Raw genomic sequence first — 21,389 nt, forward strand, 5'->3', positions numbered from 1 at the left:
AGAACGGGGTCAATCGGTGTAGGTCAGCAGTCCAACCAGTCGTGGCTCGTTGCCATTGGCCGAGCTGCCATCGAAGTCGACTACGGTGAGGGCGCTGCTCTTCAGCTGGTAGTCGCGCTCAGTGCTGGAGGGCGAGACGATACGGAACGTTCTGCCATGATCCAGCGTCCCCAGCATCTCGCTGTTTTCCTGGAGAGTTATGATGAACCTCTCGCCAGGAGCCGGCCTCTCCCCGACAGCAACATCAATCTGCGCAGCGTTTTGCATGTGTGAGCCTCCAGGGTGGCAACAGCGCGTCTGGATTTAGCTATCCCGCGCCGAGCAGCAAGTCATCTCCGCGCCCCATCACCGAACTCGTCTCAAACTGTGATGAGGCTGCGGGACTATCGTCCCCAATTGTCCGATGCGGACGATTATCAACGGCGATGAAAGTTTCGGGGGACATCTTGATGGTTGAACGTGAGGGTTCTGGGTCCGACACCGATGCGGCTTTGAAAATTCGGTCTGCCGGCAGACAGGCCCGAGACGAGGGTAAGCCTATGACGGCTTGTCCCCACCCTGCTGACACTCAGGCTAGATACCAGTGGGTCAGCGGTTGGATGCAGCCTTCGGCTACTGCCCCGGAGGACGCCAGCTGAAGGTTGTCTGCAGTGAGCACGACTAGATGGACCCGGTCGGTTGTCGCTGGGTAATCATCGTGGCGGCGCTCGCCGCTCTCCTCGTCATCGCCCTCTTTATCGTCTTGCAATAGCTGCATCGTCGGAGTGATCGAGGCCCGACATGCGCGAAGGTTCCGGCGTCTGGGGAGAGAATGCCGAGCCCCAGACGCCTTCGGCAAAGGATGAGCGCTCGGTCATCGCCTCGTAGCCGCCCACAATAACAAACTACGGACATCCCCGCCCCAGCAGGACCCACTCCTACTGGCCTGACGTTCAGGTATGCCAGGACGCTTCCAATTCCGCGCTCATCTAATGGGGCATTGAGGCAGCCAAAAGGTGGACTCACGACCCCGGCCGTCATCGGACATGGCGCCCGGCCAGATCCGCTGACGTCGAGACTCAGTGCAAGCGCCCGAGCATCAGGGCCGCCCCCTCGGCTCGGGCGCCACATCGATCGCCCAATCCGGATCGGGGCTGCCGTGCGGTGCACCAACAGCCGCGTGGGCGTCGCCGTGGATCGCTGTTCACGACCTCGGAAAGCCGCCATCAGTGCACGATGGACTTCGAGAAGACATTGACCACGATCACGCCCGCCAAGATGAGGCCAAGGCCGATCAGAGCGGCAGCGTCGAGGCTTTGCTTGTAAAAGATGAAGCCGACGAACGAGATCAGCACGATGCCGAGTCCACTCCAGATCGCATAAGCGATACAGATCGGCATCGTCTTGATCGGGATCGTGAAGAAATAGCAGGCCGCAAAATAGCTGATTGCTGTCAAGAATGTCGGCAGTAACTTCGTGAACTGCTGCGTCTGTTTAGAAACGAAGTTCCTAGGACCTCGAAGAAGATTGCGAATCTCAGCGCGCCGTAGATTAGGAGATTGCGGTTCATAAAGCCATTGTGAGGGAGAGAGGGGCGCCTTCATAGACCCTCTTCCGCGAACGATGGAGGCGCTAGCGGATACCCACACAAGCTCCTCGCGAACGAGTCGCATCCGGCGAAGGAGTGAGGGATTGGGAACCGCTTAGTGGCAGAGCGCCGCCCGCCATCTGGACAAGTTCCTCGCCGGCGCCCAATGCATCGACACGCGGCTCACGTTCAGCGGGCCTTCTGGCGGTCGCGTGGATCGCCGATCGCGGCATCGCGAACCCCCGAGTAGCGTCCACATGAGGCAAGTTGTCAGCGAACTCCACCCAAGGCAGCCGCAGTCCCCAATAAGCATGGGCCGCCGGACGAAATCCTTCAGGGTTATCGAAGAAAATCAGGTAGTGCCGGATCGCAGTAGCCGAGGCGAAAGAATACCCCCACGAGCGTTCCGAGGGAAAAGCGGCCCGGACAAGTCTCGCGCCTTGTCCGTGCCTAACCCCGCGCACGGGCGGCCCGTGCGCGAGGCTGTTCATCAGGATACACCGTTGCGCGACGCGTGGCCCATCGCCCGCTGCGAGAAATGGCGCGAAATCGATGTCGAGGATGACCGCCTCTACAAGCTGGCCGGTGATGGCATCCCCGGTTCGCCAGAGTGCGCCGCATATGGCCGCTTCATCGAGCGAGTTCGCGATCGGCGGCACGAGCTCGAGGCCACCATCTTCCTCACCCGCGCCCTGATCCTCGAGGGGCTCCGCGCCAAGGCCGCTGTCATCTTCAAACGGACCATGCGCGACGTCGCTGGCGTGCCAGTATCGGAGGATAGGACGTCGGCCTCGTTGTCCCAAGACATCCTGCAGGGAGTGGCAGCTTGAGCGCGGTGCAGACGGCTGACGCTCGACTGGTAGCGCTCAGCCGGGAGTTCCAGGAAAATGATGACCAGTTCAAGGCGTGGGACGATGAGGGGGACAACCTTCCGCACAACCATCCACGCGTGAAGGAAATCGCAAAGCTCGAGCGCGCCGCCGTCGAGCGCGGGTGGAAGATACGCGGGGAAGTCTTCGCGCTGGAGGCTCACACCGCCGAGGGCATGCAGGCGAAGGCGAGGATGGTGCTGCGTGACTTTGAGGAAGAGGCCGGCTACGGCAGCCAGTCCTGTAACCGCACCCTGCTCGCGGCGGTCTCGCTCGCGACATCCTCGGGGAGGGCCTGAGCCATGGCGAAGACCGCACAATCGCCCACGACTTCTGTCGCCGACCAGATCAGCAATCTTGCGATCGCCACTGATCTTGCTGAGCTGACCGCCCGGCGATATCGGGCGACAGGAAACATGGCGGCGGCCGCTCAGTGCTTACGCGACGCGGACGACTGCCTAAAGCGAATGCATGCGCCTGGGGGCTTGCAGGCCAAGGCCAGAGTCGGGGAGGAGCTGGACGGTGTGCTGATATGCAATTGCGAGCAGGCAGTCGTTGCCTATCGAGAGGCGTCTGCGTTGATGAATGCGGGAACCGACTTACCGCCGGGCGCCGAGTTCGACAGCATCGCCCTCCTTGCGCAGAGGCGATCTGGAAGAGAGAAGCCGCCTCGCGAAGCGCATTGCCAAGATGCCGGCCCTAACGCTCGCCGGCGTGCGAGCCCGTGCGTCAGTCGTGCAGCCGCCATGCCCGTCGACCATGTAATCACAGCGACTGCATTACGATCGACTGGCACAAAGGCGTGCTGGACGCTCTGCTGCGCGATCTGTCGGGGAGGGAGGCGTAATGGCCACTCCGAAACCTCGCCGGAGCAGGGCCACCACGGAACGGGAGGCGGCTCTAATTCCGCCGCCACCGACGGAAAGGGAACTGGCCAAAGACAGGGAATTAGCCGCCGCTATCGCGGGTCTTGCTGCTCAGCTCAAGGAGCTCAAGCAGCACGATCTAGATACGGCCGTTCTTCTGGCCCAACAGGCAGCTCGCGGCCGTGGTCCGCTGGTAGACCACTTTGCCGAGCTCGGCCGGCGCTTCAGGCCGTCGCTGCAGGGTAACGAGAAGCCCACCTTGCGCGTCATTGACGGTGGCCAGACATGAGCGACGAGGGCCGCTCACGGGCGGCCCGTTTTTCTGAGCTCACCGCGCTCGAGGCGGGGCTGGTGACGTGCGAGAAGGAGCAGCAGAGGGAGGCTACGTCGCCCTAACGACCGGAGGCAAAATTGGTCAAGGTCTATAACTTCACCAAAGGTGATCCGCTGGCAGGGGAGAGTGTCCGAGTCCTCGCCAAATACACGGCTGATGCAATTGAGCGCGTCAACGGAGAGGCCGTACTGGATACCGAGGAAGAGGTCGACGAGCGTTATGTCGACGGCGTCGGGAAATATAGCCCGCCCCTAGTTAGGCCTCCTGAAAGCTGAGGCGGGCCATTGCACGACGACCAGCTCTCGCAAGCGAAGGCGCTAGTCGACCTTGCGAGGAAAGAGTGGGAGCTGCGCCAGTTCACAGCGGGGCAGCTGACGATGCTGGAGGAAGACTCGCCCGTCACGCCTCAGATTGTGCTGCAATGGTGAGATGACCTGCTGTCGGTTTGGTGGACAGGCACCTTGAGCTGACGCTGCGTTCCTCTGAGATCGCGGAGCTAAGGAGGCTCATTCAGGCGCCCTAACTACGAAGCCCGGGCCTCATCAGGCAGGGCGCACTCGCCTCGCCCAATTTTCAGACGAGCGTTTTTCAGACGAGCGCCGAGATCAGTCTTCCGTGACCATCCTTAGCGGCGCTTGAAAGCGGCCGACTCGCGTGCCAGCTCGAATCTGGGTGCAAAACCCGGAAAACAGGAAACTCCAATGACCCGTCTAAATCGTTCCGTGGCTCGCGGCCTTTATCTGGCAGCGGCTGTCTCTTTGGTCGCGACCGTGCCAGCGTTGGCTCAGAACAACTCGGCTGCTAGCGGCAACGCCCCTTCAGGTACGTCAAAGCCCGGCACAATGGCGCTCGGGGACAAGGCGCCGAATGGCTCTCTGACGAAAACCCATGATGATTGGCGCTCGAGCGAACTCGTGGGAGCAACCGTTTACAATGACCAGGGGAACAGCATCGGGACGGTTAATGACCTTCTTGTGACGTCCGATGGGACAGTGTCGAACGCTATTCTCTCAGTTGGAGGCTTCCTCGGCATCGGAACCAAGCTTGTCCAAGTGCCATTCAAGAACTTGAAGCTGGTGCCGAGTCAGTCAAATCCCGCTAGCGGCTCCAAGATGGCAACCCAAAATGCAGCGACACCCGTTGCGCTTCCCGGGACCGCGCCAATCAACGCCGCGGGCACCAGCGGCAGCACGGGTGCGCCCGCAATGGCGCCCGGAGCAACAGCCTCAAATACGGCAACGTCCGGCAATGCCCCCGCGGTCGGGCAACCTGTGTCCGCCATGGCTATGCAGAATCATGAATACAGCCTCGTCCTACCTGGAGCGACTAAGGATTCTTTAACTTCTGATCCAGGCTTCAAGTTCGAAGACTGATACCATATCCCAACCATCCTGGTTGCCATTAACCCGGCAGCCAGGCACGAAATGCAGGAGGAAATCATGGATAGCGTGCAGGACACCAGCGACACCGGCGGCCGACTGATCGCTGCCGGCAAGGTGAACGGAACAGCCGTGTATGATGCCAGCGGTGAGAAGATAGGCAATGTCTACGACATCATGATCGACAAGGCCTCAGGGAAGGCGGATTACGCCATTCTAAACTTCGGAAGCTTCCTCGGGATGGGCGGCCGTTATCATCCGCTTCCGTGGAATCAGCTCACCTACGACCAGGGCGCCGGTGGCTTCGTCGTCAATCTCGACAAGAGCCGGCTAGAGGGCGCGCCCTCGTATGCCGACGACGATGTCAGCCTTTGGGACGACCGGCGCAGCACAGACATTGACACCTACTATGGTGATGATCGGGATGTGAGGGTGGCGCCTGGTGTCGGCCCTGGCCTGGGCGGAATGGGCACTCGATAGAACGACAACCTAAAAAGGGACACGCCAGTGGCCCTCTGCGCAGCCGGCGATCCTGCTTCGGTTGCTTCAAGCCTTCGCGTAAAGCGCAAGGAGATTGCGAAGCGGAGGCTTGTTGCCGCGCAGCTGCGGCGATCTATCGGAGAACACGGCGAAGATTATGAGCAGGTCCCTTTGTCCGTGCGGCCTCGCCGCGTCTTATGTAGTCGATCACGAGGAAGCACGTAACGAGGGCGACGACGAAGAGCACTAGCGGGATATACAAGGACACAGCCCTCCTGAGCGGCAAACGCCACTGGGCTCAGCGTAGCCTTCCCTTAATTTGCTCGACGGGGCGGGATGACTCTCACGATCGCTTGCTCTCTTCCACGTCTAACCTGGCGCTCCCAAAGCCGACGATGGCCCTCCTAAGAAGATAGCTTTCTGATCTCGTGAAAAAATGTCAGCGGCGGGACGAAACTGACCCGGCCGTGGAGTGAACCCCTGCGGCTGGACGCCCTGGGTCAGAACTAAGCGACGACATGCGGGACCAGGTGGCGTTCAAACTCGTCGGGTGGGCGGTAGCCAAGCGCCGAGTGCAAGCGCTTGGCGTTGTAAACGTCTTCGATGAACCGCGGCAAACGCTGCGCGACATCTTGGAACGTCTCATAGCCACCGATGTAGATGTCCTCGACCTTCAGCGTCTTCATGAAACTCTCTGCCTGGGCATTGTGGTATGGGTTACCGACAGAACTCATCGAGCCGAGCAGACTTGCCTCGGTTAGGGCTCGACGGTGGGCCTCACTCGCATACTGCCCTCCACGGTCGGTATGGAAGATGCATCCAGCGGGAGGATGGCGGGTCGCCAATGCCGATTTCAGGGCAGCCAGTGCCAGATTGGTATCGATCGTGCGCGAGATGGCATAGTCGACCACCTTGCGGCTGCACGCGTCTAGGATAGCAGCCAAGTAGCAGAACCCCGAGGCGATCCGGATGTAGGTGAAGTCGCCCACCCACACGCGGTTTGGCTGTGCAGGCACGACGTTGCGATACAGGTTGGGGAAAATCGGGCTGTCGTGCTTGCTATCGGTGGTGCGGACATGGCGCCGCTTCGGCTTGATGCCCATGCCCTTGGCCCGCATTACACGGGCAACACGCTTATGGTTGATCACGTGGCCTCGGCGCCTGAGCTCGTGCGTCACTCTGCGGTAGCCGTAACCGGGCAGCTCGTCTTGCACAGTGCCGATGAGCTCCTCCAGCTCGCTATCCGTCAGCGTGACAGAGCCCTCCTGAGCTCGGTAATAGTAGGTGCTGCGCGGCAACCCGATCACTTGGCACACCCTTCGGATGGAACAGGCTTGGGGCCGGTGATGATCGATGAGCTCTCGTTGTCGCTCACGAGGCGCAGGCGCGGTGTTTTTTTCGCCAAGTCCAGCTCCATGGTGAGCTGGCCGCCCTTGCGCTCCAGCGCCGCGATCCTGGCCTCGTAATTCGCAACGATGGATGCCTCCGCCTCCTCCGTGCTGAGCTCACCGCGATCATACTGGGTCAGCCAGAGCTGAAGCAGATTGGTCGACAGATTGTGGTGCCTGGCCGCATCGCGGCGCCCGATGGCGCCGCTGCAGATGTCCTGGCACAGCTGTAGCCTAAACTGCGGCGAATGGCGCCGGTACGGGCCTCGTGATGACATGACCTTCTCCTGATCGAAGGTCCAACAAGTGTATCAGTTCCGAAGCCCCAGGGTGTCCAGCCGCAGGGGTTCACTCCAAGAAGCCCTGGCGATTCAAGCCGGGCAAGTCAGGCAATCCGACTGGCAGGCCTCCAGGCCAGCGCAATCGTTCCACCATGGCGATCGAGGCCCTACTCGAAGGCGAGGCTTTGGCCCTGGGTCGCAAAACAATTGAAACGGCGCTCGCCGGCGACGGCTTGGCGCTGAAGTTGTGCCTCGAGCGAGTTGCGCCCGTGCGCCGCGGCCGGCCTGTCCAGTTTGAACTCCAGCCAATCAGCACAGCCGAAGATATCGCACTCGCCCTCGGCTCGGTGCTGGGGGCCGTCGCGTCGGGAGATATCACGCCCGACGAGGGTTCTACTGTGGCGGGGATCATGGAAGCCAAGCGGCGCTCGATCGAGGTCGTCGACTTGGAGAAGCGCCTGGCTGCCTTGGAAGTAGCCGCAACTCAGAGAGGGATGCGATAGATGTCCACGTCAATGTTCCGCCGCCTAGCCCAGCTGGAGCGGTCGTCGAGCCTGACGGGCGTTAATCTTGCCGAGCAACTCGAGATCGGTCGCGCTGCGGAGCTTCACCGGATGCAGACGATGACGGCGGAAGAATACGCGGCGGATCGGGCAGAGCGAATGGCTGAGCACATCACCGGCCTTCGAGCGATGCAGGACGCGGGCCGACTTCCTCCACTCGATCGCCTGATGTTGACCGGCCTGGAGCGAATTACGGCGGCAGAGTCGGCGTGAAGGGCTCTAGTCGCATCAGCGCTGCTCACCGCGCCGCTATGAAGGCGTGATGAAAGTCGGCTGCGAAAGTTGCGGCCTATGACAGGCGTCACGCTCCCCGCATCCGATTTAATGCGACCAACGCGGCAGCCTCACGCTTAACCTTGTAACTATCGTTCTCAGCACGCACGAGCTTCGTGATCCGCTCCTGCCCGCGCATGTCCTTTATCCCTTGGATTGCGTCGTGGGTCGCCCACCAACTGGAGAGCGCATTTCGTGATCCCAACATTATCGGCCGCGAAACTGGCAGAAGGTGGCCTGGGACACTTGGCCTGCCCTTCTTCGCAAGCCTCATGAAGGCGTCGGCGGCATCACCCCGCACCGCTCCAGAGGGGGTAAGCAATCCAAAGATTTGACCGTCCAGTGCGTAGAGGCTTCCGTTTCGGAGATTGGCAATCTTCTTCCCGGTCGCGGCAGCATAAACCGCTCCTCCTGTAGCGTAGGCAATCTCTGCTCCTTCATCGTCCCGAATTTGGATCTTGGTCGACGTGTAGTCGTTTCTCATGGGCGGTCCTCCTTACCCCGGACTCTCCGCATGATCCTGGGGGTGCCGCTGGGAAAAGGCGGTGCCTTTCTTACAGCTGAGCTCTCTCCAGGCTTCCGGACGGTTCAGTCCAAGCACGAACACTTGAAACAACGGATTGTGAATGTGCTCGGGATTCGAGCCTGACTAAGGTTGCGAGGGAGGCCAGCAGAGCCGGCTCCTTTCACTGCTGGGGTGGGGTGCCCGTAGTCCGGTTGATTGTGCGCCGGATCACGAGGCGGTGTCGGGCCGCTCACCCGCGTAAAGCCTTCGGCGTCCGGGTAAGCGCCTCTCTTCCAAAATGAACTCTCTGACGACCCCCGGACGCCGGACCTCAATCATCCTTTGCCTTCGTGCACTAGGGCGCAGAGCAATTGTTCAGCCAGAACCTCGGCCGTCGTGTCGTCGCCGAGCTCGATCGTTTTCCGACCGGTCGCGGTCCATACAGTCACCGTGCCATCCTCAACGGAACATCGGCCGATATGGGCCTTCCCGTCCTTTTCGATCTGCACCTGAAGGCTCATAGGTTGTTTGCAGCCGGCCATCGGTGAACGGATCGCACCTAGCAGAGCGAAAGCTGCTGAGTCACTTTGGCTCAATTTCCATCAATTCGACTGACACTTGGTCGGCATCGACGAAAAGGCGCCCGACAGAGATGGGTAGCGAGAAGCGGCGCGGCCCAGCGCTCCCCGGATTTACATACAGAACGCCGTTCTTCCACCGATGCCCCGGTTTGTGAGAGTGGCCGGAGATAACGGCCTGAAATCCGGCGGCGACGGGATCGAGGTCGAGGTGCTCGATGTTGTGGAGCACATAGAAGGAGGCGACCTCGCCGACCCGAAGCACCTCCGTTTCTGGGAGCGATTGAGCCCAGGCTCCCGTGTCAATGTTGCCGCGTACCGCGGCAACCGGCGCTAGGTCAGCAAGTGCCGCAGAATATGCGGGTTCCCAATGTCTTCTGCATGCACGATGAAATCGCTCCCTCTGAGAAGGTCAACCGCCTCGGGACGGAGAAGCCCATGGGTATCTGAGATGAGGCCGACCACATGTCTACGGGACATTCAAGAGGGTTGCTCGTCGATAGCGCGGCACGTGAGACTGGCGCCCTTGGCGCATGAGCCTGGTACTAGCCGATGCCGCAAAGACGCCACGCTACTTCCTCTTAATGAGCTTAGGGCTGATCCACGGTGGTAGGATCGTCAATGTTTACTCGGTCCGGTCAAAACCCGGCACCTGGAGCCAAAAGCGATGTGCGCTCTCAGGTACCCGGGTGCAATCCGAGTATGGCAGAGACGAATAGTAAGCGGACGGACGATTCACACTTCGAGGTCAATCAAGGCGTCGTTTCTTCTCTCGCCAAAGCTGCCAGCGGCGGCGTAACTCGCCTTGGCGCAAGCCGTTGTTCTCGGAGAGCACCTCGGCCTCGATGATCCTGTGCGTGCGGAAATGTCGGAAGCTCTGACGCAGCTCGCACCATGCAATTAGCAAGCGGCTCGTCTCGGCATAGCCAAGGATTACCGGCCACACCGTTCGGTCTGTCTCCTCGCCAGCCTCGGATGAGTAACGCAGCTGTAGTTTCATCCCGTTCCGGATCGCTGACCGGAGGATCGACGTATCGACAGCTTCCTCCCGCTCTTGGATCGTTGATCTCGTGCCCACGTTTGGCTCGAGGATGAAGGGGTGGAGGTGTTCGGGGACGACAGCGGCAATCTTCGCGACCACATCGCGAGCCGCATTGGAGAGGGCCTTGTCGGATCGGCCTGCTACCCACTGAGCTCCAAGCACGACAGCCTCGATCTCATCGGATGTCAGCATGAGGGGCGGCATGTCATAGTCGGAGGCGAGCAAGTAACCCAAGCCTGCCTCACCCTCGATCGGAACCCGCTGGCCCATCAGGTCGGCGACGTCGCGGTATACCGTGCGCTTCGATACCTCGAGCTCCTCCGCCAACGCGGCTGCCGTTACCGGGTGGTTTGACCGCCGTAGGATTTGGATGATCTGGAACAATCGGTCGGCCCGACGCATGGCATGCTGACTCCTGCTGACAGGATGGTGTCAGCAGGCCTGTGCGACAACCGCTTTCGCAAGGCCGCGGCTTCTCCGCTGCCAGATCCAAGGGTTAAAGCCATGAAATTCGCCTCCACACGACTGATCGCCGCCGACATCAAGGCTTTGGTCACCTTTTACGAGAGGGTGACCGGCCAGACGGCAGAATGGCTAGCGCCGGTGTTTGCCGAAATCGTAGCTCCGGCAGCAACGCTTGCCATCGGAAGCGCCGAGACGGTGGCGCTATTCAAGAAGGGAAGCGCTGAGCCCGCCGCTAATCGTACTGCTGTTATCGAGTTCCAAGTCAGTGACGTGGATGCCGAGTTCGCAAGGCTAAAAGGTGAATTGGAAGTTGTGCACGAGCCGAAGATGATGCCATGGGGAAATCGCGCAACTCAGTTTCGCGACCCCGAAGGAACGCTTGTGGGTCTGTATACGCCTGTCACAGACGCCGCTAAGCAGCGGTTCGGGTCGCGGTAGGCCGCAGCGAATGAGAGTGAGCACGTTGTGGTGGAAGGCACAGTCTTTGTCACCGCGCCTTCGGCAACGTCGGCTCACAGGTTCAACCTGCACGTGCCGCGGACGGCCGTTCAGGTTGAACGACATTCGGCTGTTCCTTTTGCGATCTCCCTCGTGTTCGAGTCTGATAGCTGAGATTGGGTGCACGGCAGGGAGCGTGCATCAATACGCGATAACAGGACTTCTCGCGTATTAATTTGCCAGCTCGATGTTAGCAATCCTGATGCGAATCTCGTTTCGTACGAAGAAGTCTTTTAAGGCTCCGGAGCGTGCTGTCGGGGAGGTTCTCTGTGTTCCGGGCGTTGAAACGACCGATCTGCTCGACGAGGTGAAGGCCGAGCTTGCGGCCGCCCCGGTGCAGGCTTCGCAACTCGCCGAGCAGCCATATCCGAGACCGGCATTCTCGCTGCTCCTACTACGTCTCTCCTTTGGATTCTAGGCCGGGATCTGGCCGACCGCCTTCGACCCAGCTGGTCGCGGCGTGATCCTCCCGAGACCGGACGCTCCCTAGCGTGCCCCTGAGCCGTTTTCGTCCATATGGACCGATCCGCTTCCCTCGGGCATTCGGGAGCGGGCTGTTTCATTTGTTCGCCTCGGCCTTCCCATCCTATCTCGACTCCTGACGCATCGTGTCAGTAGTTAATCGTAGAAGGACGTCGAAGGTCCAGATGATCCATGTCCCGTTCCACCCGCCTCCTCCGCCTGCTTCAGGCTATGCGTGGCCGCCGCCAGCCGGTCACGGCCGCGCAGCTGGCCGAAGCACTGGAGGTTTCTGAACGGACGATCTATCGTGACATCGCCGATCTGGCGGCGCAGGGCGCACCAATCGACGGCGAGGCTGGGGTCGGGTACATCCTGCGGCCTGGTCTCTTCCTACCGCCGCTCATGCTGTCGGAAGACGAGGTCGAGGCAATTATGCTGGGCCTACGTTATGTCGACCAGCGCGGCGACGACTTGTTGCAGGCCGCGGCGTCCGTCGCTTTGACGAAAATCAGCGCGGTCGTATCACCTCAGGCCCAGGCGCGAATGATCAGTCCGCTGTCTTTGCCCGGTCCTCCCCGGACCTTTCCGCAGAATGCGATGCCGCTTGAGGAACTGCGTAAGGCAATCCGTGACCGGGTCCGGCTCGACATCCTCTACGGGGACGAACAGGAGAGACGCACCGAACGCATCGTCTGGCCGGTTCAGCTTTGTTTCCTGGATCAGGCCCGTGTACTGTGCGCGTGGTGCGAGCTGCGGCAGGATTTTCGCACCTTTCGAACAGACCGTATCGTCAAGACGACGCGGCTGGACCGTTACCCGGCCCAGCGTGCGGACCTCGTCCGCCGCCTCCGCCCTCATCTCGACAAGCTAGGGGACTGGCGAACCTCTCCTGACGGAAACTGACAGGAGCCGGTGCTAAATGCCTTCGTACCGTAAGGACGAAGGAGATCGCCGCCGTGACAACTGACATCACCCATAATCTGCCCAAGGTGGTCGCCGATCACATCGCCGCCTGCAACGCCCATGATGCCGAAGCCTGGATGGCGACGTTCGCTCCAGACGCCATGCTCAATGATATCCAGCGTGAGTTCATCGGGACCGACGCGATCCGCGATTTCGGCGACAAGGAGATTTTCGGGGACAACGTGACGATGGCGGTCCAACGCGCCTGGGATCGCCATGGCGACGTGACCGTCCATGCCAAGCTCGACGGGACCTACGCCAAGACCGGGCTGCCCGATCCGTTGATCCTGAGTTTCTACTTCAGCTTGCGGGGGGATCAGATCACGCAGCTCATCATCGTTCACAACAAGACCAAGGTTAGATCCTGAGTTTTCAGAGAGTGATTGCATGATGACATACGCGCTCACCGTACAGTTCTGGGGCGATTTGATTTGTCCCGTCTGCCCTGTTCGGCATGCGATGCTGAAGGCCGGGGTCGCGCAATTCCCGCACAGGGAGAGCATCGAAATCGTCTATCGTTCTTCTCGGCTGCGACCGGGCATTCCGCCGCATAGGGTCAATTCCTATCTAAAACAAAAGTGCGGCGCAGAAGCCGATATCGCGTCGATCCTCGGACAGGTCGAGCAGGGCGCCGAAGCAGGTCTTACCTACAAGATGGCGAACACGTTAGCCGGCGATACAATGGACGCGCACCGGGTCGTGCATTTTGCAAAATCCCGCGGCCTTCAAATGTAGACGGTCGAGCGCCTTCACAGGGGTCATTTTGTCGAAGAGGCTAGCATCCTTCGACACGGGTACGCTCGTTCGTCTCGCAGAAGGGTTTGGGCTCGACCGCAGCGAGGTCGGCTTGATGGTGGCAGGGGACACGTTCAAGAAGGATGTCGAAGCGGAAGAGGCAGCCGCTCGGGAAGTGAACGCGTTGAAGCGGGCCGGATGATCACCGCCGTTCTGCGTCCGGCCAGGAGGCCTTCTGGCAAGCAGATCGTGTGCTGGCTGCATCGTCTGGTCACCACGATCCGAGGCAACTGGCCGCGAGTAGATGACGAGCGAGCGCACTAGCCTATCTGCCCTTCACGATCTTTGGCTTCCATTTGCAGTGCGGAGACTTGCCGCAGAGGTTCGGCTCAAATCCGCATACGCAACTCCCGCCGTCGTCACGGGCCGAAGTCGCGCCTCCGGAACCACTACCCGGTCCGTCAGACGGGCTTTCTGCTTGCACGACCATCGAAAGCGTCCAGAGAATTGCGTAGAAGGTTTTCTCCCAAAATGGCGGCACAGGTTCACCGCGCAGATAGCGGCCGAGTTTCGTCGATGACCACCAACCCCGAGGGCCGGCGGTGTCTTTGCCGGGATCTGGATAACTGGACATAGCTTGATGGTAAGCGGAAATCGAGCGATGGCAACCGATTGTCAAGCGGATTCCGTGGCATCCGAATTCGCTCAGACGACGCCTGACTGCTAACGGGGCCGACTAATCAACGCGCTATAATCGTCCTTCTCGCGTGTTGACTGTGTCGAGTTAAGGCTCCTGGCTAATCGTTATAACGAGTCTACTTCGTTTTAACGCTAGACTCCCAGCGGCGATAAGGCTCTTATGTTGCAGTGCAGCATGAAGGGAGCTTTCCGTGCCCATATTTGACGCGATTAACGCTGATTTGACGACTTTTACGCACCTGGCGGCAAAGTATCGTCAAGCCTGGGAAGATCGCCGCGCAAATCGTCGGGAGCATTTGCGGATTGCAAATGAACTCTCGATGTATACTGACCGTGAGCTTGGCGAGCTTGGATTTGGCCGTGCAGATATTCACGCCATTGCGGCAGGCACCTATCGTCGATGAAGACAGAATGATGGCGCGGTCGCTTCTTGGTTGACCATGGAGGCCTGAGTTCGACCCTATCGCTCTAAGGGCAGAGAATGCTTTTGCGTCCGACAAAAATGTGACGTGCCGGTCCTAGCCCTCGTGGGTTGATACTCAAGCGCGCGGTCTCGTGCTACGGCCGCGCACCAGTCACACAACCCGCCGAGGACCGTTCTCCACGAGCGCTATCGTCGCTGAATCATCGGGCCGATCCGGCGTGCCCTCGAACAGTGGTAAAGGCAGCTCAGCATGCGGTCTGCTGGCCTTGCCAGCAAGATTGATCAGCTCCATCGTACCATCCTGCTTCTCACCCCTGAGCACTACGCGCAGGGATCCGTTTGGCAGCGGTCTCTGCAGCCCGCATGCCTCGCCCCACGCCGCGCGCAGCCACACCTCGCGCTCCTCTTCCGTCGTCAGAATAACCGGCATGGCTTGGGGATGCACAACGCCAACCTCGGCGTTGGCTTCAGTGGTCAGGAATCCGAAAAGGTCTGCGGTTACCTGGCCTTCCTTAAGCTTCCGAACCGACGTCCAGGGCGTCCAGATGCCGGCGAAGAACGCAAGCGGCCGATCCTCACTTAAAGCGAACCAGATGGGCTGACGGGACCCGCCCGGCGTCAGTTCGTTTTCACTGAAGCTGGTGAACGGGACCAGGCACCGGCTTTCCGGGTTCAGCCACCGTCGCCAATGGGGCGATTTGACGTTGCGAATGTTGGTCACGCCACTATCGGTCTTCTTGCCCTTTAGCGCGAAGATTGGCGAGGGCATGCCCCAGCGCGCCAAAGCCAGCTCCCTGCCATCGGGAGCTTCCCGCACGATCGGTGCTCCGTAGTCGGGGAAGATACCTGGCAGCGGCGGCATATTGCCGCTCCGATCGGTCATTGCCTTGGCTAGATCCCGAATCGCGGCCTGACCTTTTGTGACGCTATAGAGATTACAGATATCGATGCTCTCCAGTTGGCAGTTGGCAGTTGGCGCTATTGCTCCCCTAATAGCTTAACATCAGGTGTCCGGCGCTTCGCTTAGTGTACAAGGGTCCGCGTGGCCGCGCGATTGACGAGGAGCCATCGCGCGACACGGCCGCGGCAGCTATTTTAGTTGGCTATCGAGGGCCCGAGACGGTCATCGCCGGCACCGTCCCCATCGCCTCCAGCTCTGGCGGAAGCTCACCATCGTCATCGACATCAATGGCCAGATCGGCTGTTGGCTCGACCAACTCCGACGCGGTGAACTCTATCAGCGCGACAACATGCGCCGCATTCACGGTGGCCAAGGTCGCACCGGGGATTGGAACGCCCAGGTAGTGTTTGGACTGCCAAGCCAGATCGACGCCCTGGGGCACGCCTGCGCTGTCGAGCAGCACGTCGATGAGTTGCGTGCCCTCCGACGATTGGGCGACGGCCGTGATAGAGGTGACCCGCATGACGTCACCCGTTGTCAGGAGCAACCCAAACGAGCCGCGCTCGCCGATCATGCGGCCGGAGAACCACGCGGGTATAAGCTCGGCCGCGTGATTGGGATCGGTGATGCGTGTCCAGGGCAACGGGATCGTCCTTCTTTTGCGTCGATTCAAGCCTTCGCAGATAATCGTGGTCGGCGACCATAATTTGTAAAGGGGAGAAAGGACGCCAAGTCGCAGCTTGCAGCCCTTTGTGGAATGCAATCTCCTCTATTGCCCGACGGGTTTGAGCGATTTCGAGCGGGCCAAAAGGCAAAGTCTGATATTGCAGCCTTTCCCTCTCAGTCTCACACAAGCTGAGCCGATGGAAAACCGTTTCGCGCGTCTCTTTTGATGCTGAACCATCGTCAGCTCCTCGGTTCCGAATGCTCGCTTTTTTCCCGGTGGCAGATCATCCGCCCTCGAGGAGTGCTCGAGGCCACACAATGACGAAGCGCTCGAAGACCGTTTCCACCTCGTCATGCATAGCGAAGCCGCACTGATGTGACTGACGCGCAAAAAATCGCTGATGTTCAGCAATCCAGCTGGAGCGAGTCCGATCTCCTTCGCCTTCATCGAAAGCGAAAGCGTCGTCGACCGAGAGTAAGGTCCCGAGTCTGAGCTCCGTTGTCCTCCAGATGCATTTCGGGTGACCCTCCCCATCCGTAAGCACAACGAAACCACCGATTTCAGGTATCGGCTCACCGTTAGTCAGGTAGACTTCGAGCAGTCCGGCCGTCGCGCGTTTTCGGCCAATGACGACCAGTTCAGAAAGTTCCGTCGCCATTGAGGGTGTATCGCCCAGCGCGACGACCTCATAGCGAGTATTGCCGCGCTTGGTAGCTCGACAGAAGGAATTCCAGAAAGACTCAGTCTCATCGGTTTTCATTTACGAATTCCAGTCGTCTGACGGCACGCCTTGCCCGTTACTGGCGCGACTGATGCGTGTCGGCTTCCACAACAGCCATACATCAACGCGTGAGAGATGTATTATCACGTATTGACCTCACGGTTTCGTATAGTGCGATCAGCGAGTTAGCTTAGACTGGGCGATTCCAGGCCGAGCTGCCATTCGGATTGCAAATGCTCAGTGCGCAATCCAATGATATCGATGCGTTAGCACTGCGGGCCAATTTAATTAATCCGACGTCAAAATGGACTGCACTGTTTCGGCATTGACTTGCATCATCGACCTTCTGCCTCGCTCGCCGCCGCAAGCAGCGCCGCCGCAAGCAAGCGGGCCTGTCCCACAGTCATGCCCACATCGTCGAAGCTGACCGGGGTCGCCAGCACGATCTCCCGTCCGATAGTCTCGATCTCGATCTTGCCGACATCTACTTCTACGGTGCGCGCTGTCATCGCCGTGCTCCCATAGTTCTCGGAGACTGTCGCAGGTGAATGCGGCTTGGGAATGGCGCAATTGGCCTCCGCTGAGGTAGCTGGACCACGATGGTTAATCACAAACTCGTGGCACAGCATCACTCTCGCGGTGCCCGAAAACCCAAAGATTCACGCGTTGCGAGCGGCTTGTAGAATAGTGCTGATGCGGCGAGAGCGCGTCGTCCTGTAAGCTGGTTATGGCAACCTATCTGCCTGACGCAATCTGTGAATTATGGCCAGAACTGCCGCCGACCGTCCGCCGCCTCGTGACCGTGCTCCCGCGCCAGGAGCAGTTTTGGGACGCTTCCCGCTTACCCAGGTGCCGCAACTCGCTGCCGCAGCCTCGGCCGTTCCAGAAGGTCCTGGGTGGCTTTCTGAGTTGAAGCTGGATGGCTATCGACTGCTCGTCTGGGTCGACCACGGCCGCGTGCGTCTCGTCACCCGCAGTGGCCATGACTGGACTGAGCGCATGCCGGCCCTCGCCAAGCGCTTCCAGGCCTTACAAGTGAAAACCACATTGATTGACGGAGAGCTCGTCGCGCTTCGAACAAATGGCGCACCAAGCTTCCACGATCTGCAGAACTCCCTGACGCATGGTCGGGACCGGACCCTCCACTTCTACTCATTCGACATCCTGCATCTGAACGGCTGGGACCTGCGGGATTGCAAGCTCATCGATCGGAAGCGCGTCCTCGAGGGCGCACACAAGTGGGGCGGCTACCTGCGCTTCACCGAGCATGTCGATGGTGATCCCGCCGCTCTTCTCGCCGAGGCGCGTCGCCTGAACCTAGAAGGCATCATCGCCAAACGCGCCGACGCTGCATATCGACCTGGCCGGCGGCCGAGCTGGTTGAAGATCAAAGCCATTGGCCGGGAGGACTTCGTCGTTCTCGGGTGGATGCCTCCAGGCGGCTCACGTCAAGGTATCGGGTCGCTCGTTCTCGGCTTATGATCCGCTCGGTCGCTTGCACTATGCTGGGTCAGTCGGAACGGGCTTCTCCGATCGTGAGCTGCTCGACTACTCCCTCTTATGCGAAGCGCTATCCTCAACGCCTCCTGCATCGCTCGTCGTCGCTGGTGATCAGCTTGACCGCTCGATCCGCTGGATTCGTTCCGAACTAGTTGTCGAAGTCAGCTTCACCGCATGGTCAGGCGAAGGTCGTGTCCGCCATCCCATCTACCTGGGACTACGAGAGGACAAGGTCGCAACTGAGGTCGTCATGGAAGTTCCGGATCCGACGGCTGAACGGCGAGCAGTGACACCTGTCGCTTCCACTAGCGAAAGGTCTGTGGGTCCGTCGCGTTGGAAAGGTGCAGTTCCTCCACAACGCAAACGAGCAATCCTGGGAGAAGCAACATGATCGGGCCTCCGTCCGGAGATATGGACAGCGCGACTGGAAGCAATGCCTTTGCGGAGGGGCTCGAAGAACGCGCACGTGGCGGCCCGCGCAGCAGCTGTCCTTATCCAGAGGGATCCGGCGAATGGAAAGATTGGATGGACGGGTGGGATGGCGAATTGTTTGCGCCAGGCTCCTGACGGCTCCGTTTGATTGCCGCCGTAGAATTGGATGGAGGCCGCTATGACGCGGACCGACTGCATTAGACGGATCGAGCTGCAGATTGAAGCCCTCGTTGGTCATAATGCAGATCCGAAACGGGCTGAGCTTCTCCAAGCCGACGATCGGCCTGGGGATTTGCTTGGGCGTCTTTCGCACAAGCTTGATGCAAAGAGGGGCAGCCTCGGGCGATGCAGCAGAGGGAGGCGCTCTCCATCGAAGTCTCCCGCATATTTGTAAGGACAAGAGCGCCAGCAGCAGGGCTAATCCTGGAACCGCGTGAAGGACGTGCAGACAATGAGTCGGTTCATTGTCTGAGCAAGGTCTTCCGCCTGTTGCATCGTCGTCCCAGGCGTTAGCTCGAGCCCCACGAAACCGCTTCCTCGCGGCTCTTCTCCTGTAAGCACTTCCGACACAAGCCAAGGTTCGCCCGAGGCGTTCTCCTTAACCCTGAACCGGTGTTCCGCCCGAGTTGTTCTGGCCATGTTGCTCTGTTTCACGAGGTCAGGAAGCATCGGCCACTCGGCGCAGCTCGTCAATTTCCTCCCGCCATTCCTGGAACTATTCTGGGGCAATGGCTGTATCGGCCTCCAGTTTGGTCAGCCGTCCCAGCTCGTAAAGATGAAGCTCCCACTCTCGCACCGCCAATTTCGCGCGCATTGCATCGGGAGACCGCGTTTCATCAGTCAATGGCCTCTCCTCAGAGGACGCCCATCCCGGGAGTTCGGAGATGCCCAGCCTGGTCGACGGAGTAGACGAAAGAGTTGCAGCCGCAGGGGTGCCGGAGGCGGAAGCCACAGTAGTGCTTGTGGCGCTCGCGCTGTGTTTCGCGGCCGCGGCGTTGAGGGCATGAGCCGTGTCTGAGTCACCCGCCCTCACAAATCCGTAGTATGGAACGCATCGAAGGCCGTAACGGACATCATGTGACGGTTTCTGGAGATAACAGCGGCGAAGATCGGTTCCATTTGGCGAAGGGGTTGCAGCCATCACGCCTACGGACGCGCTCGTCGCCATCAGCGCCGCAAACAGCGCGATACATCCTGTCTTGGAATTTATCACTTTTCTGTGTCCTACTGCATCTGGAAGATTCGCATTCCAATTCGGAATTGCGTCACGACACAGTTTAGGACTTGTTTAACGGGCTACATGCCCGCACTTCAGGCGACCCCGCTCGATCATTACCTAAAGGTAGAATTGGCTACTTGTTCAGGTCGTTGCTTCATAACAAAATCGTGATCTTGCGTTATCCTGTTTCACAAGTCGCGAAGCCGCAGCGCCGATGTGACCGCTGATTTGCCCCGCGGTCATGAAGACGCTGAGCCGGTGCCGCATGCATCGGTGTCGGCTTAATTGGGCTGCCGCCCTTCAGGCGTACGTGTTTCCGCGCAAGTCATCGGCCGTATTTTCTCTAGAGCCACGGTAAGCCGCGAGTTGATGATCGACGGTGTTGAGCGGCATCGTCAACCGTCATGTGCTGCGATGGCGAGACGCGCGCAGGTGCGCCAATGCTGTTGAAACCCTTCTCGTTTGCAGCGCTCTCGACGCTCATCGTTCACCTTGCGGGAGACCGCGGCTCTCGCAGGTGAGCCGCTCACGAGCCCACTACTTCATCAGCGGTGGATCACTTCTAAAATCTTTTGGGTCGAGAAGGCTTGCTGAAGAACAGGGCGAGCGGGTCCAAAGCCGCGAGCGCACCTGGAATTAATTGGGAAACAAGGGCTCACACGGCTGTGAGCGCAAGGTGGACGAGCGGCCCAGTGAATTCCCGCCCGCGTCTCAGTCAAGTCGACGAGACCGGCAACTTTATCTACTAATTTTTTTGGCCGCTTTCGCATGAGGTGGCGCCATCAGGGCGATTGCTGCAGAGCGTCTTCTAGCACAACAAAGTTGTTGATGGTGGATGTGACAGAGGCGTTAATCTCGCCCCGGGCAGCCGCAAAAAAGAAAGGGTTGCTGTCGTCGCTGAAGCTGGTGACCACACCGCCGTCCTCGTAAACGGCGTATATTTCGAAATACACGTTTTGATCGGCGGCTATGCCCTTCTTCGACCAGCCCCATTGCTCTGATAGCACCTGCTGCACTTCGGCCGACACACAGGGGTGCCCTCTGGTGAGCGTTGAGGGTTTCTCGGTCATGAAGGCCAGGTAACCACTTTCCCACAATGCTTGATCGCTCCTGACCACTGAATTGCGTCGCTGTACTTCGGCAAGGGATACCTGCCAACCTCCTCCCGGAAGGCTGTGACCCTGATCGTTGGGATCCATGAGCGAGCCAAATATGTGACCTCGGAATTGGAAAACGATGTGTTCCGGGACAACGATCGGTCCCTTGCTGAAGAGCTCATGCCAATCCGCCGGGTCCAGCCTAGAGGCGCAAATCTCGACTGCGCCAGCGCGGGCGGAAACTGTTCCACCCAAAATCAGCAATAGTGCGGTGGGGAAGAAGATATTGCGCGTCCTCAGAATGATTCGCTTCATGACGGCCTTCGCGGTGTATCGAGGCTAGGCGGGGGTGTTTACTCGCCGTGGCGTGCTGCCGGCAATGTCTATGCCAGGACGCAGCTTGGCATATCGCAGGCAAGTAGTCAGACGTCGATAATGGCGGTCGCCATTCCCGCCGAGCAGCGGCGGTTCGTGATAAGAA

Annotated in this window: 30 protein-coding genes; 17 read left to right on the top strand and 13 right to left on the bottom strand. The window is 59.7% G+C overall.

What is annotated here, in order from left to right; translation table 11 throughout:
- Positions 1-9 precede the first annotated feature (9 nt).
- Positions 10-267, bottom strand: a complete 258-nt coding sequence (locus tag GSQ92_RS25315; protein WP_159014285.1) for a hypothetical protein — start codon at positions 265-267, stop codon at positions 10-12.
- A 182-nt stretch (positions 268-449) separates the two neighbouring features.
- Between GSQ92_RS25315 and GSQ92_RS31890 the strand changes: the two genes are divergently transcribed.
- Entirely contained in the window at positions 450-638 is a 189-nt protein-coding gene (locus tag GSQ92_RS31890; protein WP_371418589.1) for an Rmf/CrpP family protein, read from the top strand.
- A gap of 567 nt (positions 639-1,205) precedes the next feature.
- Here the strand turns inward: GSQ92_RS31890 and GSQ92_RS25320 are convergent.
- The gene (locus tag GSQ92_RS25320) at positions 1,206-1,583 is read right to left on the bottom strand and encodes a multidrug efflux SMR transporter (RefSeq protein ID WP_254066689.1); all 378 of its coding nucleotides are present in this window, start codon (positions 1,581-1,583) and stop codon (positions 1,206-1,208) included.
- 487 nt (positions 1,584-2,070) lie between these two features.
- On the opposite strand from GSQ92_RS25320, the gene GSQ92_RS25325 reads away from it, so the two are divergent.
- The 6 genes from GSQ92_RS25325 to GSQ92_RS25350 all read left to right on the top strand — a co-directional run bounded on the left by GSQ92_RS25325 (position 2,071) and on the right by GSQ92_RS25350 (position 5,495).
- Positions 2,071-2,397 carry a hypothetical protein gene (locus GSQ92_RS25325; protein ID WP_159014287.1) on the top strand — a complete coding sequence of 109 codons (327 nt, stop codon included), beginning with the start codon at positions 2,071-2,073 and terminating at the stop codon, positions 2,395-2,397.
- Entirely contained in the window at positions 2,394-2,735 is a 342-nt protein-coding gene (locus GSQ92_RS25330) for a hypothetical protein (RefSeq protein ID WP_159014289.1), read from the top strand. Before GSQ92_RS25325 ends, GSQ92_RS25330 begins: the two co-directional genes overlap by 4 nt.
- A gap of 547 nt (positions 2,736-3,282) precedes the next feature.
- Entirely contained in the window at positions 3,283-3,591 is a 309-nt protein-coding gene (locus GSQ92_RS25335; protein ID WP_159014291.1) for a hypothetical protein, read from the top strand.
- A gap of 122 nt (positions 3,592-3,713) precedes the next feature.
- Positions 3,714-3,911 (top strand): hypothetical protein, encoded by a 198-nt coding sequence (locus tag GSQ92_RS25340; protein WP_159014293.1) that lies wholly within the window; start codon positions 3,714-3,716, stop codon positions 3,909-3,911.
- A gap of 426 nt (positions 3,912-4,337) precedes the next feature.
- A complete protein-coding gene (locus tag GSQ92_RS25345; RefSeq protein WP_159014295.1) occupies positions 4,338-5,009 on the top strand; it encodes a PRC-barrel domain-containing protein in 672 nt (223 codons plus the stop codon).
- Positions 5,010-5,075: 66 nt separating this feature from the next.
- Entirely contained in the window at positions 5,076-5,495 is a 420-nt protein-coding gene (locus GSQ92_RS25350) for a PRC-barrel domain-containing protein (protein WP_216856944.1), read from the top strand.
- A gap of 506 nt (positions 5,496-6,001) precedes the next feature.
- On the opposite strand, the gene GSQ92_RS25355 is transcribed toward GSQ92_RS25350, so the two are convergent.
- Entirely contained in the window at positions 6,002-6,850 is an 849-nt protein-coding gene (locus GSQ92_RS25355) for an IS3 family transposase (protein ID WP_371418594.1), read from the bottom strand.
- On the bottom strand, positions 6,799-7,161 hold the full coding sequence (locus GSQ92_RS25360; RefSeq protein WP_159014304.1) for a transposase: 363 nt from the start codon (positions 7,159-7,161) through the stop codon (positions 6,799-6,801). The genes GSQ92_RS25355 and GSQ92_RS25360 overlap by 52 nt, the downstream gene beginning before the upstream one ends.
- Positions 7,162-7,193: 32 nt before the next feature.
- Between GSQ92_RS25360 and GSQ92_RS25365 the strand changes: the two genes are divergently transcribed.
- On the top strand, positions 7,194-7,667 hold the full coding sequence (locus tag GSQ92_RS25365; protein ID WP_159014378.1) for a DUF5681 domain-containing protein: 474 nt from the start codon (positions 7,194-7,196) through the stop codon (positions 7,665-7,667).
- Positions 7,668-7,940: a hypothetical protein gene (locus GSQ92_RS25370; protein ID WP_159014306.1), complete on the top strand. Its 273-nt coding sequence runs from the start codon at positions 7,668-7,670 to the stop codon at positions 7,938-7,940.
- 88 nt (positions 7,941-8,028) lie between these two features.
- Here GSQ92_RS25370 and GSQ92_RS25375 read toward each other — a convergent pair whose 3' ends face one another.
- From GSQ92_RS25375 to GSQ92_RS25390, 4 genes are all read right to left on the bottom strand, one after another.
- The gene (locus tag GSQ92_RS25375) at positions 8,029-8,484 is read right to left on the bottom strand and encodes a hypothetical protein (RefSeq protein WP_159014308.1); all 456 of its coding nucleotides are present in this window, start codon (positions 8,482-8,484) and stop codon (positions 8,029-8,031) included.
- A gap of 356 nt (positions 8,485-8,840) precedes the next feature.
- Entirely contained in the window at positions 8,841-9,014 is a 174-nt protein-coding gene (locus tag GSQ92_RS25380) for a hypothetical protein (protein ID WP_159014310.1), read from the bottom strand.
- A gap of 73 nt (positions 9,015-9,087) precedes the next feature.
- Complete coding sequence (locus GSQ92_RS25385) at positions 9,088-9,390, bottom strand: metallophosphoesterase family protein (RefSeq protein ID WP_254066694.1); 303 nt, start codon at positions 9,388-9,390, stop codon at positions 9,088-9,090.
- Between the two features lie 441 nt (positions 9,391-9,831).
- Complete coding sequence (locus GSQ92_RS25390; RefSeq protein ID WP_159014312.1) at positions 9,832-10,527, bottom strand: YafY family protein; 696 nt, start codon at positions 10,525-10,527, stop codon at positions 9,832-9,834.
- Here GSQ92_RS25390 and GSQ92_RS25395 point away from each other — a divergent pair.
- The 5 genes from GSQ92_RS25395 (at position 10,492) to GSQ92_RS25415 (ending at position 14,351) form a co-directional block, all read left to right on the top strand.
- Positions 10,492-11,028: a VOC family protein gene (locus GSQ92_RS25395; protein ID WP_254066690.1), complete on the top strand. Its 537-nt coding sequence runs from the start codon at positions 10,492-10,494 to the stop codon at positions 11,026-11,028. The genes GSQ92_RS25390 and GSQ92_RS25395 overlap by 36 nt on opposite strands.
- 714 nt (positions 11,029-11,742) lie before the next feature.
- On the top strand, positions 11,743-12,453 hold the full coding sequence (locus GSQ92_RS25400; protein WP_159014314.1) for a YafY family protein: 711 nt from the start codon (positions 11,743-11,745) through the stop codon (positions 12,451-12,453).
- Positions 12,454-12,506: 53 nt separating this feature from the next.
- Positions 12,507-12,881 carry a nuclear transport factor 2 family protein gene (locus GSQ92_RS25405; protein ID WP_159014316.1) on the top strand — a complete coding sequence of 125 codons (375 nt, stop codon included), beginning with the start codon at positions 12,507-12,509 and terminating at the stop codon, positions 12,879-12,881.
- A 19-nt stretch (positions 12,882-12,900) separates the two neighbouring features.
- Entirely contained in the window at positions 12,901-13,248 is a 348-nt protein-coding gene (locus tag GSQ92_RS25410) for a DsbA family protein (RefSeq protein ID WP_159014318.1), read from the top strand.
- An 890-nt stretch (positions 13,249-14,138) separates the two neighbouring features.
- Positions 14,139-14,351, top strand: a complete 213-nt coding sequence (locus GSQ92_RS25415) for a hypothetical protein (RefSeq protein ID WP_159014320.1) — start codon at positions 14,139-14,141, stop codon at positions 14,349-14,351.
- Positions 14,352-14,522: 171 nt separating this feature from the next.
- On the opposite strand, the gene GSQ92_RS25420 is transcribed toward GSQ92_RS25415, so the two are convergent.
- The 4 genes from GSQ92_RS25420 to GSQ92_RS25435 form a co-directional block, all read right to left on the bottom strand.
- Positions 14,523-15,314, bottom strand: a complete 792-nt coding sequence (locus tag GSQ92_RS25420) for an SOS response-associated peptidase (RefSeq protein ID WP_159014382.1) — start codon at positions 15,312-15,314, stop codon at positions 14,523-14,525.
- A 160-nt stretch (positions 15,315-15,474) separates the two neighbouring features.
- On the bottom strand, positions 15,475-15,915 hold the full coding sequence (locus GSQ92_RS25425) for a hypothetical protein (protein WP_159014322.1): 441 nt from the start codon (positions 15,913-15,915) through the stop codon (positions 15,475-15,477).
- Between the two features lie 307 nt (positions 15,916-16,222).
- Positions 16,223-16,699, bottom strand: coding sequence for an ASCH domain-containing protein (locus tag GSQ92_RS25430; RefSeq protein WP_159014324.1), 477 nt, complete (start codon positions 16,697-16,699; stop codon positions 16,223-16,225).
- Positions 16,700-16,995: 296 nt separating this feature from the next.
- Positions 16,996-17,169 (bottom strand): hypothetical protein, encoded by a 174-nt coding sequence (locus GSQ92_RS25435; RefSeq protein ID WP_158803260.1) that lies wholly within the window; start codon positions 17,167-17,169, stop codon positions 16,996-16,998.
- Positions 17,170-17,422: 253 nt separating this feature from the next.
- Here GSQ92_RS25435 and GSQ92_RS25440 point away from each other — a divergent pair, with 253 nt between their 5' ends.
- From GSQ92_RS25440 to GSQ92_RS31475, 3 genes are all read left to right on the top strand, one after another.
- Positions 17,423-18,142, top strand: coding sequence for an RNA ligase family protein (locus tag GSQ92_RS25440; protein ID WP_256367130.1), 720 nt, complete (start codon positions 17,423-17,425; stop codon positions 18,140-18,142).
- Positions 18,143-18,155: 13 nt separating this feature from the next.
- Positions 18,156-18,551, top strand: coding sequence for a hypothetical protein (locus tag GSQ92_RS31895; RefSeq protein WP_159014328.1), 396 nt, complete (start codon positions 18,156-18,158; stop codon positions 18,549-18,551).
- Positions 18,552-19,476: 925 nt separating this feature from the next.
- The gene (locus GSQ92_RS31475; RefSeq protein WP_256367131.1) at positions 19,477-19,599 is read left to right on the top strand and encodes a hypothetical protein; all 123 of its coding nucleotides are present in this window, start codon (positions 19,477-19,479) and stop codon (positions 19,597-19,599) included.
- Between the two features lie 994 nt (positions 19,600-20,593).
- Here GSQ92_RS31475 and GSQ92_RS25450 read toward each other — a convergent pair.
- Positions 20,594-21,223 (bottom strand): hypothetical protein, encoded by a 630-nt coding sequence (locus tag GSQ92_RS25450; RefSeq protein WP_159014330.1) that lies wholly within the window; start codon positions 21,221-21,223, stop codon positions 20,594-20,596.
- Positions 21,224-21,389: the final 166 nt, after the last annotated feature.

It is taken from the genome of Acidisoma sp. S159, from assembly GCF_009766125.1.
Lineage (GTDB): Bacteria > Pseudomonadota > Alphaproteobacteria > Acetobacterales > Acetobacteraceae > Acidisoma.